This window comes from Mesorhizobium ciceri WSM4083 (genome assembly GCF_000519305.1).
In the GTDB taxonomy this organism is placed as follows: domain Bacteria; phylum Pseudomonadota; class Alphaproteobacteria; order Rhizobiales; family Rhizobiaceae; genus Mesorhizobium; species Mesorhizobium ciceri_B.
Window position 1 is genome coordinate 480602 of sequence record NZ_JAFG01000003.1, and the last position, 16139, is coordinate 496740.

Sequence of the window (16139 nt, forward strand, 5' to 3'; positions counted from 1 at the left end):
TGGGGGTCCGTGCCGGGCAGACATCTCAGGAACTCCATATGCGATAGCCATGCCCACGTAGGGGGGAGCTCGGCAGCTTCAACGACGCGCGCCTCCCCGCAACATTCGGCGGCATTTGAATAAAAGCCGCTTGTGGATATTTACCCGGCGTTCCCTCGTCTCCGGCAAGGTCTTTTAGGGCGGGATCATGGAGGGACCATTGACCAGCGATTTTTCAGCCGCCCGCATCCACCTCGAACGCGCCTATCATTATCTGCAAGGCAACGACGAGACGAGTCGCGCGGCCTGCGACGCGCTCGATCTGTTGATCGAAGCGGTGACGGAGGCGCAGCACAGGCGACCCGAGGCTGGAGTGCTGGAGTTTCCGCAATCGACGGCGCGGCGAACCGGATAGACTGTGGCGAGTTTCAGGTCAGTCCGGCCTGGCCTGAAATTCGCCGCACCCGGATCACGATGCCTTGCGGGCCGCCGCTCCCTTGGTCGCACGCACGACAATCCGCTCCAGCGGCTCCGGCCGATGCAGCAGAAATCCCTGGCCGAAGGCGACGCCCATGTCGCTCAGCATCGCCAGCGTGTCCTGCCGTTCGATCTTCTCGCCGACCACGTCGCAGCCGAGGCTGCGCGCGATGCTGGTGATGGCCAGCACGATCTCGCGGTCGAAACGGCTTTGCGTGATGTGCTCGATAAAGGAACCGTCGATCTTGATCGTGTCGACGGGGAAGCGCCTGAGATATTCGAACGAGCTCATGCCGGCGCCGAAATCGTCGAGGCTGACCCGGCAGTGCCGTTCGCGCGCCTTGCGCACGAACTGTTCGGCGGCATCGAAATTGGTGACGGCGGCGGTTTCGGTGATCTCGAAGCCGATGCCCGAATGAAGCGCCCCGGTCTCTTCGATGACGCTGTCGACAAATGCCCATAATTGCGGATCGCTCAGCGTCTGTGCCGACAGGTTGAAGCCGAGCGTCAGTGCGCCCGAGCGCAAGGCAGCACCATGCCGCGACAGCGCGGTGCGGATGATCCAGCGGTCGAGCCGCGACGCGATGCCGAAGCGCTCGGCCACCGGAATGAACTCGCCGGGCGGCACCAGCCGGCCATTGCGTGCGGCAAGCCTGGCCAGCACTTCGACATGGCGGCTTTCCTGCCACGGCTTGCCGAGCAGGTGGATTTCCTGACCGAACAGTTTCAGCCGTCCGTCTTCCATGGCATCGACGGTGTCGGCGGCGACACGCGCGGCATTCAGCCCGCCCAATCCCGCCTCTGCTGCCGCGGAGAAGACCGCGAAGCGGTTGCGGCCGGCGGCCTTGGCCGCGTAGCAGGCGTCATCGGCACAGGCCAGCGCGTCGGCGACCGTGGTGCTGGCATCATCGACGAAAGCGATGCCGATCGAGGCCGCCAGCTTGCGGGTCGACGCGGCCACGCCGAGATCGGCCTCGCGCACCGCGCCAAGCACGGCCGCGGCGATCCGCTCGGCCTGCGCGGCATCGCAATGCGGCACCAGCAGCGCGAATTCGTCGCCACCCAGCCGCGCCGCGTGTGCTGTCGGCGGCAGGCAGGCGCGGATGCCGGCGGCAACGCTCTTCAGCGCCAGGTCGCCGGCGGCGTGGCCGGCAAAATCGTTGAGCGCCTTGAAGTAGTCGAGATCGACGTAAAACACCGCCAGAGGCGCACCCGCCGCGATATGATCGGCGAGCAGCCGGTCGAAGGCGGAGCGGTTGTACAGGCCGGTCAACGCATCGTGACGGGCGGCATAGGCGAGCTCCTGCTCGCGCAGTTTTTCCTCGGTGATGTCGCGCACCGTGCCAAGCACCTGGCCAGCCGCACCGGCGATGGCGATGAAGCGCACTAGCGATTCGACATGGCGAATGACGCCGTCGCGCTTGATGATCCGGTACTGCGAGGCGGTAACTCGGTCCGAACCGGGTGTCGGCAAATGCGCCTGCTCGGTGGCTTCCCTGTCGTCGGGGTGCAGGAACGTATGCCAGAGGTCGGCGGTCACCTCGTCGGTATCGGCGACGAGGCCGAATATGTCTCTGGTGCGGGCGTCCCAATAGCTCTTGTTGGTGGCGATGTCGTGGTGCCAGATGCCGGTGCCGCTGGCAGCGAGTGCCAGCCGGAAGCGCACATTGACCTGCTCGAGTTCGGCTTCGGCGGCCTTCTGCTTGGTGATGTCGGTCTGCACGCCCATCAGCCTGAGCGGCTTTCCCATCGCGTCGCGCTCGACAATGCCGCCGCGATCGAGCACCCACACCCAGTGGCCCTGCTTGTGCTTCAGCCTGAGTTCGGTCTCGATGGCGTCGGTCTGTCCGGCAATGTGGCGGTCGCCGCTGGTCAGCGCCCGCTCGCGGTCGTCGGGATGGGTCAGCTGCAGCCAGAGATCGGCCGTGTCGGCAAGCTCGCCCTCCTCATAGCCGAGCATGCGCCACCATGTCGGCGAATAGAAGCAGCTGCCGTTTGCAATATCCCAATCCCAGACTCCAAGATGGGCGCGCTCGAGCGCCAGCGCCCAGAACTCTCCATTGCGATTTTTCTTGCTCTGACGCGCCATCGTCTGCTTCGCCTGCCCCACTGCGGGCAATCTGCGGCAAAACCAGAGAAGAAAGCGTTACTTGGCTGAGGCGGGCTGTTTCCTTGGGGTCCTCACCCGCCTTTCGATTGGTCGGCAAGAACCGGAGTTTTGCCTCCGGCGGATCGTCCTAGTCATGGCTCCAGGTCATCGGCCAATCCGATGATCCCGGATCATCGGCGGCGCCGATGATCCGTTGCAGAGACAAGAGGACCTTCCAATGACCAAGCAAGAGGATAACAAGGCCGTCGTCGTCAGATGGTTCACCGACTTCTGGGGTGAAACCTGCGACCTGTCCGTGGTCGACGACATCGCGGCACCCGACATGCTGCTGAGATACTCGCTGCACGAGCCGCGCCGCGGCCGCGACGACATCAAGGCCTTCATGACCGACTTCCGCGCCGCCTTCCCGGATCTCAACTTCTGGGCCACGGCCGACCTGATCGCCGAGGGCGACTATGTCGTCGGCCAGTGGGAGGGCGGCGGCACGCACACCGGCCCGGCCTTCGGCGATTTCCTCGCCGGCTCGCTGCCCGCCGCCACCGGCCGCACCATGCGCTTCACCGGCACCACCGTGCTGAAGGTGGTCGACGGCAGGATCGTCGAGGAGATCGGGCTCGATGACGGCGTCGCCGCCCTCACCCAGCTCGGCCTGATCAAGGCCGCATGATCGAGCCGTATGATTGAAAGGGCCATCGCCACGCAGGCGATGGCCCTGTTTCAATCGTGACCGAAGCCTGATGACACGGAAGCCTGCAACAGGTGAAACCAGCGCGCAAACGTGACGCCGGGCCGTTGCGGCGCAACATCTCCGTCAATAAATCCTTGCCAACAAATTACGAATTATAACTATCTAATTTGGAAAACTCTACTTGAAATACAGTGTAACATGATGGTAATACTTTATCCGCAAAATACTCCACAACAGTCTTTTGGGCAACTGGCGGGATGTCCCTCGATGAATGAGCACACCGGTCAGCGCGGCGACAATCGCCGCCCAGCTGCAACCCTGGACCTGGACATCGCAACGACCAGGAGCGGCTGGCTGCTGCTTGCCTTGTGTCTGACCTATGCCGTGACCGCTCTTTGCCTGCAGCCGGATCGCTACCTGCATCTGGCGCAATCCTATGCCGAGCCGTTCGCCTTCTTCCTGCCCGCGCTTCTGGCGGCTGGCCTTGGCGTGGCGGGGCTGGCATTTGCCCGGCATACCCCAACGAGGTTTATCCTCGACATACTCAGGCAGCGTTGGCTGACAGCCGCGCCCGTTATCCTTCTGTTCTTTCTCGGCATCACCGCCTTCACCACCTTGAAGGTCGCCATCCCGGACACGGTGCCGTTCTACGCCGACCGTGCCCTGGCGGAGCTTGATCTTCGGCTGCATGGCGTCGACCCCTGGACATGGGCGCACAGCGTGGTTCCCGAATCGGTCTCGGTCGCCATTTTCGCCGGCTATGGATATGTCTGGCTCGTGCAATGGTTCGGCACGGTGCTCTTCGTTGCCTTCTGGAACAATCCGGCCAGCCGCTTGCGCTATCTATGGGCGTTCGCGCTGACCACGATCCTGTGCGGTACCGTTCTCGCGACCCTGCTGTCGTCCACCGGCCCGATATTCCACGACCAGTTCTACGGCGGTGACCGGTTTGCCGCACTGCAAACCGCCCTGGCGCAGAACCGCTACGCCGCGTCGGTACATGTCTATGCCGACTATCTGCTTGTGGCCTACCAGAGTGGCCGCCCGGAACTGGGCGGCGGCATCTCCGCCATGCCAAGCATGCATGTCGCCATCGCCACGCTCAACGCACTCTTCCTGGCCGGCTTCGGTCGTCGGTGGGCAATCGCCGGCTGGTCCTTTACGGCCTTCATCCTATTCGGCTCGGTTTACACCGGCTGGCACTATGCCGTGGATGGCTATCTCTCGATCCTTGTCGTGTCCCTGCTCTGGTACGTGACGGGACGCTTCGTCTTGCCGCAAGCGAGCCGGGATGCCATCGAGGTGGGATTGGCGATCCCGGATCAGGCGGCACAAAGACCGATCGGGCAGCGCTTTTCCTCATAGGAGTTGCGAGAACGTCGAAGCGGTCACCATCGGGAGTGCCAAGCTCCGGCTCGCTCTCAAAACAGCTGTGATTTCGGCGATCGCCCAATGGTAATCGGCTTCGGTCCCAATGGGTCGAATGTTTCCACACTTCTCCAGATCAATCTTGTCATACTCTTTGTGCGTGCCGACGAACAGGCATGCACGTTTCCTGACGCTTGTCAGGAAACGGGTGGCGAAGCCGGCCTCCAGCGGCTTCAATGCGGTCATGTTCATCACCCTGGCCAAGAATCTGAAATCCACGCCGCTGCCGGTTGCCGATGATCCGCGCTGGGCGCGCATCGTTGCGCGCGACAAGTCGGCCGACGGCGAATTCTGGTATTCGGTGGCGACGACCGGCGTCTATTGCCGGCCTTCCTGCCCGTCGCGGCGCGCCAACCCCAGGAATGTGCAACTGCACGGCACGCTGGATCAGGCCAGGGCAACCGGCTTTCGCCCCTGCCGGCGCTGCAACCCGAATGGCCCGTCGCTCGAGGCCGGCAACGCGGCGATGGTCGCCGATGCCTGCCGCAGGATCGAGCAGAGCGAGGAAGAACCGTCGCTCGCTGAACTGGCTGATGCCGCCGGCCGCAGCGCCGGGCATTTCCACCGCATCTTCAAAGCCGTCACCGGGCTGACGCCGAAGGACTATGCCGCCGCGCATCGCGCCGCCAGGGTCCGCCAGGGTCTGGAAGACGGCGCCAGCGTGACGACGGCGATCTACGATGCCGGCTTCAATTCGAGCGGGCGATTTTACGAGAAATCCACTGGCATGCTCGGCATGACGCCAACGCGCTATCGCGCCGGCGGCGCCCATGAAGAGATCCGCTTTGCCGTCGGCGAATCCTCACTCGGCACCATCCTGGTCGCCTCCAGCCAAAAGGGCGTCGTCTCAATCCTGCTCGGCGACGATCCCGACGCCCTGGTGCGCGACCTGCAGGACCGTTTCCCCCAGGCACGGCTGATCGGCGGCGACCGCGACTATGAGGCGCTGGTCGCCCGCGTCGTCGGTTTCGTCGAGGCTCCGGCGCTGGGCCTCGATTTGCCGCTCGACGTGCGCGGCACCGCCTTCCAGCAGCGCGTCTGGCAGGCCTTGCGCGACATCCCCGCCGGCCGCACGGTTTCCTATGCCGAGATCGCGCAGCGCATCGGCGCGCCGAAGGCGACCCGCGCCATCGCCGCCGCCTGCGCCGCCAACAATCTTGCCGTCGCCATTCCCTGCCACCGCGTGATCCGCAGGGATGGCGCCCTGTCCGGCTACGCCTGGGGCGCTGAGCGCAAACGCGCACTGCTCGACCGCGAGGCGGACGGGTCGAACGCACCCGGCAGCGCTTACCGATCCGCGCGGAGATGACGGCCAAGCATGCGCGCGATGGCAATATCTCATGACAGCGTCACCGATGGGACAGCCCGCACCACCGCCGCCGGCAACCGCGCCCAAGAGGCGAAGTCCCAGGTCATGGCCGCCATCGGCGGGCTTGTCGACGAGGGTAAGGCTGAGTGGAACCACACCGCAACCGGCGACATCGAGCTGCGCCTGCTGAGCGGTGAGGTGTTCATGCTCGGCGAAGTGTCGGTCACGCGTGTGGCATGAGCATGCTTGGCTGAAGTGCGGACGGTTCAAAATCAGCACTCTATGGCGCCCCCCTCTGTCCTGCCGGACATCTCCCCCACAAGGAGGGAGATTGGCCGTTCCGGCGCCGGCTCTCGTCCTGCAACGTTGGAGATTGGCGAAGGCCGTAATGACAGCCAATCTCCCCACTCGTGGGGGAGATGTCCGGCAGGACAGAGGGGGGCGCCGTAGAGCGCCTGCCTTGGAGATTCGAATTTGAAAGCAAGCATCGGAGTGAGCACCGACCGGCGCACGGCTAGGGTTCAGGCACAGACAAAGGAGTAAAGGCGATGAGCCTCATGCAAACTCAAACGACCGCACCCACCGCGACCGTCCACAATGCCCTCGACACCATCGCCTACGCCATCGGCGAATCCCCGATCGGCAAAATCCTGGCAGCGCGCAGCCAGATCGGCGTCTGCGCCATCATGATCGGCTCCGACGCCGACGCGCTGGAGCGGGACCTTGGCGATCGCTTCCCCGGCAAGGTACTGGTCGAAGACGAGGCCGCACTGCGCGACGATCTCGCGGCAATCGCGCGCTTCATCGAAATGCCTGGCGTCGGCCTCGACCTGCCACTCGACCTGCGCCAAGGCACGCCATTCCAGCAGCGCGTGTGGGAGGCGCTCCGAGGCATCCCGTGCGGCGCCACCATCACCTACACCGCGCTCGCCCGGCGTCTCGGCCAGCCGAACGGCGCCCGCGCCGTGGCGACCGCCTGTGCGGCCAACGCGATTGCGCTGGGCATACCCTGCCACCGTGTTGTCCGCGCCGACGGCACGCTGTCGGGCTACCGCTGGGGCGTCGAGCGCAAGCGCGCTCTGATCGACAAGGAGGCTACGATATGAATGCCCATGCCAAGGTTGCCGCATCGGCGGTTGAAGCTGCTCAGACACGTGTTGCCGTTTACGACTGGCCCGCCCTTGCCGCCGAACTCGACGGCTTCGGCTGCGCGGTGATTGAAAAGCTGCTGTCGCCCGAAGAGTGCCGGCAGATCGCCGGCCTCTATCCCGAGGAGAAGCATTTCCGCAGCCACATCCATATGGCCAGGCACGGCTTCGGCAAGGGTGAGTACCGCTATTTCCGCTATCCCTTGCCCGACCTCCTGGGTGGCCTGCGCAGCGCGCTCTATCCCAGGCTGGCCGAGGTCGCCAATCGGTGGAACGAGCGCATGGGGCAGGCCATGCGTTATCCCGCGACGCATGCCGCGTTTCTCGAACAGTGCCATGCCGCCGGCCAGACGCGGCCGACGCCGCTGCTGCTGCAATATGTGCCTGGCGACTTCAACTGCCTGCACCAGGATCTCTATGGCGACCTCGCCTTTCCGCTGCAGGTGGCGATCCTGCTCTCCGAACCGGGCCAGGATTTCAGCGGCGGCGAGTTCGCGCTGACCGAGCAGCGGCCGCGCATGCAGAGCCGGGTCGAAGTGGTGCCGCTGCGACAGGGCGACGCCGTTGTCTTTGCCGTCCACAACCGGCCGGTGCAGGGTACCAAGGGCAATTACCGGGTCAACCTGCGCCACGGCGTCAGCCGGCTGCGCTCAGGCATGCGCCACACCGTAGGCATCATTTTTCACGATGCGAAGTGAGCAGGGAGAAGACCCCCTCACCCCACCGGCGCGTAGCGGTTGACCACCATACCGCAGGCATAGGCCTTCGAGCCGAGCAGCGCCAGGTTTTGGAAACCGCCCTGGTCGAAGATGCGGCGTCCGGCACCCAGCACCGCCGGGTTGATGAACAGCTGGAACTCGTCGACCAGCCCGGCGGCGATCAGCGCCGCGGCGAAGCCAGCGCCGCCGAACACCGCCATGTCGCCACCCTCGCCTGCCTTCAGCGCATTCACTTCGCGCGGCATGTCGCCGCTGACCACGCTGGTGCGCTCCCAAGCCGGCTCCCAGTCCGATTGCTTGAGCTTTTTGCTGAGCACCACCTTGCGGGCGTCGACGACGCGCTGCGCAAAGGCGTAGAACGGATCGCGCGGAAACTTCCTCGCCGCATTGCTCCAATGGGTGAGATAGCCCTCCTGCGCCATCTTGCGGCTGAGCAGGATGGTGTCGATGCCGGCGAAAACGGCGTTGAAGTCCTGCTTCAGCGCGTCGTCCCAGGCGCTCTCGTCGCCCCATTCCCAGAGCTGCCAGGGATGGTCCTCATTGGCGCCGACAAAGCCGTCGACCGACATCTGCATCTGAAGGATCAGCTTTTTCATTGTCGTTCTCCTCAGGGCCATCGCAAAACAGTTTACATTTGGAACCGTTGACGCAAGGCCAAAACGATGTCAATAGTAAAGTGATTTAAAAATGGAAGCATAGATGTCGACGCGCGAAAAGTCCGGCTGCCCGATCAACCTGTCGATCGAACTGATCGGCGACCGCTGGACGCTGCTCATCATCCGCGACATGGTCTTCGCCGGGAAAAAGCACTTTCGCGAATTCCTGCAATCCGACGAAGGCATCTCCTCGCGCACGCTGGCCGAGCGACTGCAAACGCTTCAGGAGGAAGGCATCCTCACCCGAAGCGACGACCCGACGCATGGCTTGAGAACGGTCTACCGGCTGACCGAAGCAGGCATCGACCTCTTGCCGGTGCTGGCGACGCTCGGCGCCTGGGGCAGCAAGCACCGCAAGGCCGACGACAAGCTGGCCAGGATTGCCGACGAATTGGCGGCAGGCGGCGAAGCGGCGCTGGAAAAGATGAAAGCGGCGCTGCGATCGGAGCATATTGTCTAGGCGGTTGCGTTCAGGCCAAACCGGCACGGCTGTTGCCGCACAAATCGCCCTTCGCTTGACAACGATCCACCTTTGTTCTTTATTTGTTCCAATCTATCAGCAACTGCGGATGTGCGGTCGATGGAAACGACAGCCACCATCCTGCATGCCGATCTCGACGCTTTCTACGCCTCGGTCGAGCAGTTGCTCGATCCGTCGCTGCGCGGCAAACCGATCGCCGTGGGCGGCGGCGTCGTGCTCGCCGCCTCCTACGAAGCGCGCGCCTTCGGTGTGCGCGGCGGCATGCCGGGGCGCAAGGCGCGCGAACTCTGCCCGCAATTGATCTTCGTCGGTGGCAATTTCAGCCACTACCAGCGGCTGGGCGACGCGGCGATCAAGGTGCTCGACGATTTCACGCCATTGGTCGAGCGCATTTCCATCGACGAGGCGTTTGCCGACGTCGCCGGCTGCACGCATCTGTTCGGCTCCCCGCAGGAGATCGCGACAACCATCCGCCGCCGCGTGCGGGCCGAACTCGGCCTGCCGATCTCGATCGGCGTGGCGCGCACCAAGCATCTGGCCAAGATCGCCTCGCAAGTCGCCAAGCCCGACGGGCTGGTGGTCGTCGAACCCGGCACCGAGCTCGCCTTCCTGCATGATCTGCCGGTAGGTCTGATGTGGGGCGTTGGCCCGGCGACCAGGGCGCGGCTGGCCGAAATCGGCGTCGAGACCATCGGTCAACTGGCCAGGACGCACAGCGGCGCGCTGACGCGCCTGCTCGGTCCCGCCGCCGGCGAAAAGCTCGCCGCGCTGTCATGGAACCGCGACTCGCGAAAGCTGGAGACGAAGCGCCGCGCGCATTCGGCCGGCGCCCAATCGGCGCTTGGCCAGAAGCCCGCCGTGGCTGATGTCATCGTGCCCACTCTGCTGCATCTGGCCGACCGCGTCGCCAGCCGGCTGCGCGCCAAGGCGCGGCCCGGCCGCACGGTGACGGTGCGCGTGCGCTTTGCCGATCTCCGCGCCGTCACCCGTTCGATCACGCTTGACCAGCCGATCTCGGCGACCGCGATGCTGGCCGAGATCGCCGGCGATCTGGTGCGCGGCGTGCTCGCCGATAATCCACAGGAGAAAACGATCTCGCTGCTGGCGATCTCGGTCTCGCATCTCGAGGAAAGCTTCGAGTTGCAGCTCGACCTGCCGCTTGGCCTCGCTGACGAGAAACACCGGCCCGGCACGAAGAAGGGCCTGGCACGCTTCGACGCGGACCGCGCCATCGACAAGATCCGCGAGCGCTTCGGCAAACAGGCCGTCGGCTACGGCACGGTGGCGCTGGAGGCGGCACGCTCGGTTCCCGACGAATTCAGGGAATTGGCGCAGAAGGAGTTGTGAGCCGGAGACAGCCGGGCTTTATTGCGTCTCTTCGCCGTCCCAGTACCGCCTTACCGCTCCCATGTCGAAAATGCCGTCGCGCGGGCGCAAGGCGTCGACCGCCATCTTGTTGGAATCGGGATAGACACAGACCTCGTTGGGGTTTTTCTCGCCGATCATCAGATAGCGGCACGGTCCCGTACCGCTGTTGAGGAAGGAATGTCCGACCGCCCGGCCGGCCGGAAAGCAGACATAGTCGCCGGCTTTCATCTCATAGCGCTCCTCGCCAAGCAGCAGCGTCACCTGCCCTTCCAGGATCAGCGCATGCTCTTCTTCCAGCATATGGTAGTGCCTGGGCGCCAGGCGCATGCCGGGGCTCGGCGCCTCGATCAGCATACCGACATGATAGTCGGACCGTCCCAAGGCGGCATAGGTGAGGTGTTTGGACTGACCACCGAACCGCGCGCCCTCGCCTTCCTGTTTCCACTCGACAGCATCGCTGGCGACCGGCGAGATCGGAGTGGCTGCTGCCTTGGTGACACCGGCCATCACATCCGATGGCAGCGGGTCGCCGGCGGCGAGGCCGGTGTTCTCGCCGTCCCAGTAGGTTCGGGTTGCCGATAGGTCGAAGATCGCGCGGCTGCCCAGCGCGCGCACCAGCACCTTGTTGGAGGCGGTGTAGACGACAACGTCGTTCGGGTTGCGCTCGCCTACGATGACATAGCGGCACGGCGCATCGCCGGTGTTGATCAGGCAGTGTCCCGCCGCAGCACCAGCCGGAAAGCAGATGTAGTCGCCGGCCTTCATGGCGTAGGCGGCGTCGCCGACATAAGCGGTCAGCGCCCCTTCGAGGATGAAGACATGCTCTTCCTCGAAAATGTGGTAGTGCGCCGGTGAGGTCTGCTTGCCCGGCGGCAGTTCCTCGATCGCCACGCCGACATGGTAATTCTCGCCTAGGGCGGCCAGCGACAGATGCCGGTAGCGCACGGCAAAGCGCGGCACATCGGACCATTCCGTCCATGGCACGCTGTCCGATGCGAATGGCACTGGCGATTTGTCGTCTGCCATCAGGCCTCCTGCTCCTGCCGCCTACCTCGTCGCGACGGAACAAAGCTGCCAGCTTCCGGCATCATCGCCAAGCGGTGTTCGCCACACTCCTGACAGAGCCGGGCAGGAGTCGCTGGCCTTTCGAAACAGGCTCTCAGCCCCTGATCGCCTTGCCCGCCTGCTGCAGCAGCTCGAACGCCGCGAAGCGCTTGGCGTGCCAGCCGGCCAGCGTAGCATCGGGACGGTAGACCTCGCCGAGTTCCGACATGCCGGCCATCGCCGTAACCAGATCGTTGTAGGTCCCGGCGGCGACCGCACCTAGCATCGCCGAGCCGAGCAACACCGGTTCCGGCGAGGTCGACGCCACCACCACCATGCCTGTGGTATCGGCAAGCAGCTGGCGCACCAGCGGGCTTTGGCCGGCGCCGCCGCTGACCACGATGGTGTCGACGGCAATGCCCTTGTCATGCTCGGCCCGCACGATCTGGCGTGCGCCGTAGCCCAGCCCGCAGACCCCGGCGACATAGAGCCCGACCAGGCTGTCGAGGCTGGTGTCGAGATCGAGCCCGGCGATCAGCGCTCGCGCGTCCGGGTCGCCGAAAGGTGCGCGGTTGCCGAGGAATTCCGGCACGACATGGATACCGCCGACCAGCGCCGGCGTTGCTGCGGCCCCGTTGCGGCTTTGCGCCTGCAACGACAGCCAGGCGCTGAGGCTGAGCCCCTCGGCTTGCGCGTTGGCGGTCGCTTCGCCAGCCGCGGGATGCATGCACACCAGATGGTCGATAGCGGCACCGGCTGCCGACTGGCCGCCCTCGTTCAGCCACAAGCCCGGCACCATGGCCGAGAAATACGGACCCCAGACGCCGGCGACGAAAGCCGGCTCGGCGGTCGACGACATGGTGCAGGCCGAGGTGCCGAAAACATAAGCCATGCGCGAAAGAACGCTGCCGAACTCGCCGCGCGCGCCGACCGTACCGACGCCACCGGCATGCGCATCGATCAGCCCGGCCGCTACCGCCGTGCCGGGGACGAGGCCAAGGTCCGCAGCCGCCTGCGCGGTCAACCCGCCGCCAAGTGCGGCACCCGCCGGCACGATCTGCGTGCCGATGCGCTCGAATGCCTCGTCGGCCAGCGCGCCGAGGCCGATCTTGCGGAAATAGGCCTCGTCCCAGCGGTTTTCATGCGCCAGATAGGTCCATTTGCAGGTCACCGTGCAGACCGAACGGGAAAGGCTGCCGGTCGCCCGCCAGGTGAGGAAATCGGCGAGGTCCATGAACTGCCAGGCAGCGTTGAAAGTGGCAGGCAGGTTTTCCGCCAGCCACAGGAGTTTCGGCGTTTCCATTTCCGGCGAGATGACGCCGCCGACGTAGTTCAGTACCGCCTCGCCGCTGCGGTTGATGCGGCGCGTCTGCTCGACCGCGCGGTGATCCATCCAGACGATGATGTTGCGTTCCGAATTGCCGGACTTGCTTACCGGCAGCGGCACGCCGCCCTTGCCCAGTACCACCAGCGAACAGGTGGCGTCGAAACCGATGCCGCTGATCGCCTCGGGTGCCACGCCCGATTGCGCGACAGCTTCACGCGTGGCCGCGCACACCGCCCGCCAGATGTCGTTGCTCGACTGCTCGACAATGTCGCCGGCCTCGCGCCAGACCTCGATGTCCCGCTTGGCCGAGGCGAGCAAGGTGCCGGTGTGGTCGAACACCCCGGCCCGCGCGCTGCCGGTGCCGACGTCGATGCCGAGATAATGGGGCATGGGGGAAACCTTCGGTTTAGCGAGTAGCGAGTAGCGAGTAGCGAGTAGGTAAGTCGTTGGATTCTTCCCTATTCGCTACTCCCTATTCCCTATTCGCTTAGAGATCATTGCTCTGCGGCAAAATCACCAGATCCCGGATCGTCACGTTGCGCGGCCGGGACAGCATGAACATCACCGCCTCGGCCACCTCGCGCGGCTGCATCAGGCCGCCGGCGGCGAGTTCTTCCTCGAGCTTCGCCTTCGGCCAGTCGTCGACCAGTGCCGTCACCACCGGGCCGGGCGCCACCGCACCGACGCGCAGGCCGTGCTTGGCTACCTGCCGGCGCACCGTGTGGACGAAGGCCTGCACGGCGTGCTTGGAGGCCGTGTAGATCGGCTCCCACACCACCGGAACCAGTCCGGCGATCGAACTGGTGACGATGATGTCGCCGGTCTTGCGCTCGATCATGTGCGGCAGCACCGCCTGGATCGAGCGGAAGCAGGCATTGATGTTGAGGTTGAGCATGCGGTCCCAGGCGTCGGGATCGCCGGTCGCCACCTCGCCGCCGACATAGGCGCCGGCATTGGCATGGAAGATATCGAGCTGGCCGGCCTTCTCCAGAATCTGCGGCATCATGGTGGCGACGCTGGCCGGCTGCATCAGGTCGATGACCAGCGGGATCGCCTTGGGGCCGAGTTCGGCGCACAGTTTGTTCAGCGTCGCCTCGGCGCGGTCGACCAGCACCACGCTGGCGCCCGCCGCCAGCATGTGCCTGGCGCATTCGAGGCCGATGCCTGATGCCGCGCCGGTGACGGCGGCAACTTTTCCGGACAGTTCTTCGCTCATGTCTTGCTTCCTGTTGATGGGTTCAGGCCCGGCCATGCGAGACACGCGAGCGGCGTGCCAGCGAGTCGACGATGACCGCGATGGCAAGCACGGCGCCGGTGATCATGTACCGAAGCGACGAGGACAGATCGAGCAGCGTCAGGCCACTGGCGATCGACTGAATGACGATGATGCCGAGCAGTGCCGAATAGGCGCTGCCGCGGCCGCCGAACAGGCTGGTGCCGCCGATGACGGCCGCCGCGATGGCGTTGAGGTTGACGTCGCCGGTGCCGGCCTGCTGGCTGGCCGAGGCAAGGCGGGCAGCCGACAGCACGCCACCGAAAGCGGCCAGCATCGAGCACAGCACGAAGGCGCTGGAATAGATCAGCCGCACATTGATGCCGGCGCGCCGTGCCGCCTCGCGGTTGCCGCCGACCGCCGACATCGAGCGGCCCCATTTGGTCCGCGTCAGCGCGTAATGCATCGATATGACCAGGCCGACGAACAGGCCGAACATCCACGGAATGCCGCGCGCCTGGTTGAGATAGAAGACAATGAGTTCGAGAATGACCGTGATCACCACCGCCCGTGTAACCAGGCCGCCGGTCGACGGCGCCGACAGATTGGCGGCGCGGCGGCGCGTAACGGTGCGCAGGCCGGTGACCAGCATGACGATGCCGGGCACGGCTGCCAGTCCGAACGATACGAACTTCGGCATCATCAGCAACTGACCGAAGTTCACCAGGTTCGAGCCGTAGGGCAGGTTGATCGAGCCGGTGGAACCCAGGATGTAGAGCTGCAGGCCGAGCACCGCCAGCAGGCCGGCAAGCGTCGAGACGAAGCTCGGCATGCCGAGCCGGTTGAACAGCAGCGCATAGAGTGCGCCGATGAAGCCGCCGACGGCCACGGCGGCCAGAATGGCGAGCGCCACCGGCCAGCCCTGGTTGACCCACAGTGTGCCGACCATCGCCGAGGCGAAGCCGCTGATCGAGCCGACCGACAGGTCGATTTCGCCGACCATCAAGACGCAGACGATGCCGAGCGCGATGACGCCGACGGTGGAGCAATCGAACAGCAGATTGACCAGATTGCTTGATGACAGGAAGATCGGGTTGATGCTGGCGAACACCGTCCAGATGATAACCAGCCCGACGATGACCGGCAGCGAACCGAGATCGCCGGAACGGACCCGGTCGAAGAACCTGCGGATGGCGCCGCCGATCCCGGCCTCATGCTTGACGCGCACATCGGCGCGGTCGAGCTGCGGCGGCACGGGGGCGGCCTGTTCGGCTTCGCGGCTCATGGGCGTGGCTCCTGGGTTTGGTCTTGCCTGGCAGTTTGAGCCTGGCGTCGCTCGGCACGCCGCGACACCGAATTGTTCGACGCGCCGGTGATGGCGCTGACCAGTTCCTGGTTCGAGGCATCGGGTGAGAAGATGCCGTTGTTGCGGCCAAGCCGCAGCACGACGATGCGGTCGGCGACGGCGCGCACGTCTTCCATATTGTGGCTGATGATGACGACGCCGAGGCCGCGGTCGCGCACGCGCTCGATCAGGTTGAGCACTTCCGCGGTCTGCGCCACGCCGAGCGCTGCCGTCGGCTCGTCGAGCAGGATGAGCTTGGGTTCGAGCAGCAGCGAGCGGGCGATCGCCACGGTCTGGCGCTGGCCGCCCGACAGCGACGCGACCACTTCGCGCACGCTTGGGATACGCGCCGAAAGCTCGTTGAGCAGCGTCCAGGCGCGCACTTCCATCGCCACCTCGTCCAGCCGCAGCGGGCTGAGCTCGCGGCCGAGGAAGATGTTGGCGACGATGTCGAGGTTCTCGCACAGCGCCAGATCCTGGAACACAGTGGCGATGCCAAGCGTCAGCGCCGCGCTCGGATCGGCAAGCGTCACCTGCTTGCCGCGAAAACTGATGATGCCCGAACTCGGCTGGTGCACGCCGGCCAGGATCTTGACCAGCGTCGACTTGCCGGCGCCATTGTCGCCGACCAGCGCCACCACTTCGCCGGCATGGACATCGAGATCGATGTCGGTGAGCGCCGAAACGGCGCCGAAATTCTTCGAAACGCCGCGCAGGCTGAGCACCAGCTCGCCTGCCGGAACCGGTTCGTCCGGGGTATCGATCATGCCTGGAAGCCTTTCAAAACCGGTTCAAAAGTGTCGGATGAGCGCTGCCTGGCCACCGCGCGGTGGCCAGGCAGCGGAGC

The 16139-nt window shown here is 65.1% G+C and carries 17 protein-coding genes; 9 read left to right on the top strand and 8 right to left on the bottom strand.

All coding sequences use genetic code 11. The features are described 5' to 3' along the window. Positions 1-199 precede the first annotated feature (199 nt). Positions 200-394 (top strand): hypothetical protein, encoded by a 195-nt coding sequence (locus MESCI2_RS0102380; RefSeq protein WP_024501638.1) that lies wholly within the window; start codon positions 200-202, stop codon positions 392-394. Between the two features lie 54 nt (positions 395-448). Here the strand turns inward: MESCI2_RS0102380 and MESCI2_RS0102385 are convergent, their stop codons facing one another. Continuing rightward, positions 449-2545 (bottom strand): EAL domain-containing protein, encoded by a 2097-nt coding sequence (locus tag MESCI2_RS0102385; protein WP_027035148.1) that lies wholly within the window; start codon positions 2543-2545, stop codon positions 449-451. A 238-nt stretch (positions 2546-2783) separates the two neighbouring features. On the opposite strand from MESCI2_RS0102385, the gene MESCI2_RS0102390 reads away from it, so the two are divergent. Then, positions 2784-3233 (top strand): ester cyclase, encoded by a 450-nt coding sequence (locus tag MESCI2_RS0102390; protein ID WP_027035149.1) that lies wholly within the window; start codon positions 2784-2786, stop codon positions 3231-3233. Between the two features lie 288 nt (positions 3234-3521). Beyond that, the gene (locus MESCI2_RS0102395) at positions 3522-4619 is read left to right on the top strand and encodes a phosphatase PAP2 family protein (RefSeq protein ID WP_027035150.1); all 1098 of its coding nucleotides are present in this window, start codon (positions 3522-3524) and stop codon (positions 4617-4619) included. On the opposite strand, the gene MESCI2_RS1000000138395 is transcribed toward MESCI2_RS0102395, so the two are convergent. Then, entirely contained in the window at positions 4614-4868 is a 255-nt protein-coding gene (locus MESCI2_RS1000000138395; RefSeq protein ID WP_032900290.1) for a hypothetical protein, read from the bottom strand. The two genes, MESCI2_RS0102395 and MESCI2_RS1000000138395, sit on opposite strands and share 6 nt — an antisense overlap. On the opposite strand from MESCI2_RS1000000138395, the gene ada reads away from it, so the two are divergent. The 4 genes from ada to MESCI2_RS0102415 all read left to right on the top strand — a co-directional run bounded on the left by ada (position 4867) and on the right by MESCI2_RS0102415 (position 7837). Continuing rightward, positions 4867-5991 carry a bifunctional DNA-binding transcriptional regulator/O6-methylguanine-DNA methyltransferase Ada gene (gene ada / locus MESCI2_RS0102400; RefSeq protein WP_032900291.1) on the top strand — a complete coding sequence of 375 codons (1125 nt, stop codon included), beginning with the start codon at positions 4867-4869 and terminating at the stop codon, positions 5989-5991. The two genes, MESCI2_RS1000000138395 and ada, sit on opposite strands and share 2 nt — an antisense overlap. Before the next feature lie 18 nt (positions 5992-6009). Continuing rightward, positions 6010-6231: a hypothetical protein gene (locus MESCI2_RS0102405; RefSeq protein ID WP_245270197.1), complete on the top strand. Its 222-nt coding sequence runs from the start codon at positions 6010-6012 to the stop codon at positions 6229-6231. 308 nt (positions 6232-6539) lie between these two features. Further along, the gene (locus MESCI2_RS0102410) at positions 6540-7097 is read left to right on the top strand and encodes a methylated-DNA--[protein]-cysteine S-methyltransferase (RefSeq protein ID WP_027035153.1); all 558 of its coding nucleotides are present in this window, start codon (positions 6540-6542) and stop codon (positions 7095-7097) included. Further along, positions 7094-7837 carry a 2OG-Fe(II) oxygenase gene (locus MESCI2_RS0102415; protein ID WP_027035154.1) on the top strand — a complete coding sequence of 248 codons (744 nt, stop codon included), beginning with the start codon at positions 7094-7096 and terminating at the stop codon, positions 7835-7837. Before MESCI2_RS0102410 ends, MESCI2_RS0102415 begins: the two co-directional genes overlap by 4 nt. A 17-nt stretch (positions 7838-7854) precedes the next feature. On the opposite strand, the gene MESCI2_RS0102420 is transcribed toward MESCI2_RS0102415, so the two are convergent. Then, entirely contained in the window at positions 7855-8454 is a 600-nt protein-coding gene (locus tag MESCI2_RS0102420; protein WP_027035155.1) for a dihydrofolate reductase family protein, read from the bottom strand. Positions 8455-8557: 103 nt separating this feature from the next. Between MESCI2_RS0102420 and MESCI2_RS0102425 the strand changes: the two genes are divergently transcribed. Then, complete coding sequence (locus MESCI2_RS0102425) at positions 8558-8974, top strand: winged helix-turn-helix transcriptional regulator (protein ID WP_027035156.1); 417 nt, start codon at positions 8558-8560, stop codon at positions 8972-8974. Between the two features lie 120 nt (positions 8975-9094). Continuing rightward, positions 9095-10342 (top strand): DNA polymerase IV, encoded by a 1248-nt coding sequence (gene dinB, locus MESCI2_RS0102430; RefSeq protein WP_027035157.1) that lies wholly within the window; start codon positions 9095-9097, stop codon positions 10340-10342. Between the two features lie 18 nt (positions 10343-10360). On the opposite strand, the gene MESCI2_RS1000000136070 is transcribed toward dinB, so the two are convergent. From MESCI2_RS1000000136070 to MESCI2_RS0102460, 5 genes are all read right to left on the bottom strand, one after another. After that, entirely contained in the window at positions 10361-11389 is a 1029-nt protein-coding gene (locus MESCI2_RS1000000136070) for a cupin domain-containing protein (RefSeq protein WP_081738573.1), read from the bottom strand. A gap of 133 nt (positions 11390-11522) precedes the next feature. Then, positions 11523-13124, bottom strand: coding sequence for an FGGY-family carbohydrate kinase (locus tag MESCI2_RS0102445; protein ID WP_027035158.1), 1602 nt, complete (start codon positions 13122-13124; stop codon positions 11523-11525). Positions 13125-13221: 97 nt separating this feature from the next. Then, positions 13222-13950, bottom strand: coding sequence for an SDR family oxidoreductase (locus MESCI2_RS0102450; protein WP_027035159.1), 729 nt, complete (start codon positions 13948-13950; stop codon positions 13222-13224). Between the two features lie 22 nt (positions 13951-13972). Beyond that, complete coding sequence (locus tag MESCI2_RS0102455; RefSeq protein WP_027035160.1) at positions 13973-15232, bottom strand: sugar ABC transporter permease; 1260 nt, start codon at positions 15230-15232, stop codon at positions 13973-13975. Next, the gene (locus MESCI2_RS0102460; RefSeq protein WP_027035161.1) at positions 15229-16059 is read right to left on the bottom strand and encodes an ATP-binding cassette domain-containing protein; all 831 of its coding nucleotides are present in this window, start codon (positions 16057-16059) and stop codon (positions 15229-15231) included. Before MESCI2_RS0102460 ends, MESCI2_RS0102455 begins: the two co-directional genes overlap by 4 nt. Positions 16060-16139 lie beyond the last annotated feature (80 nt).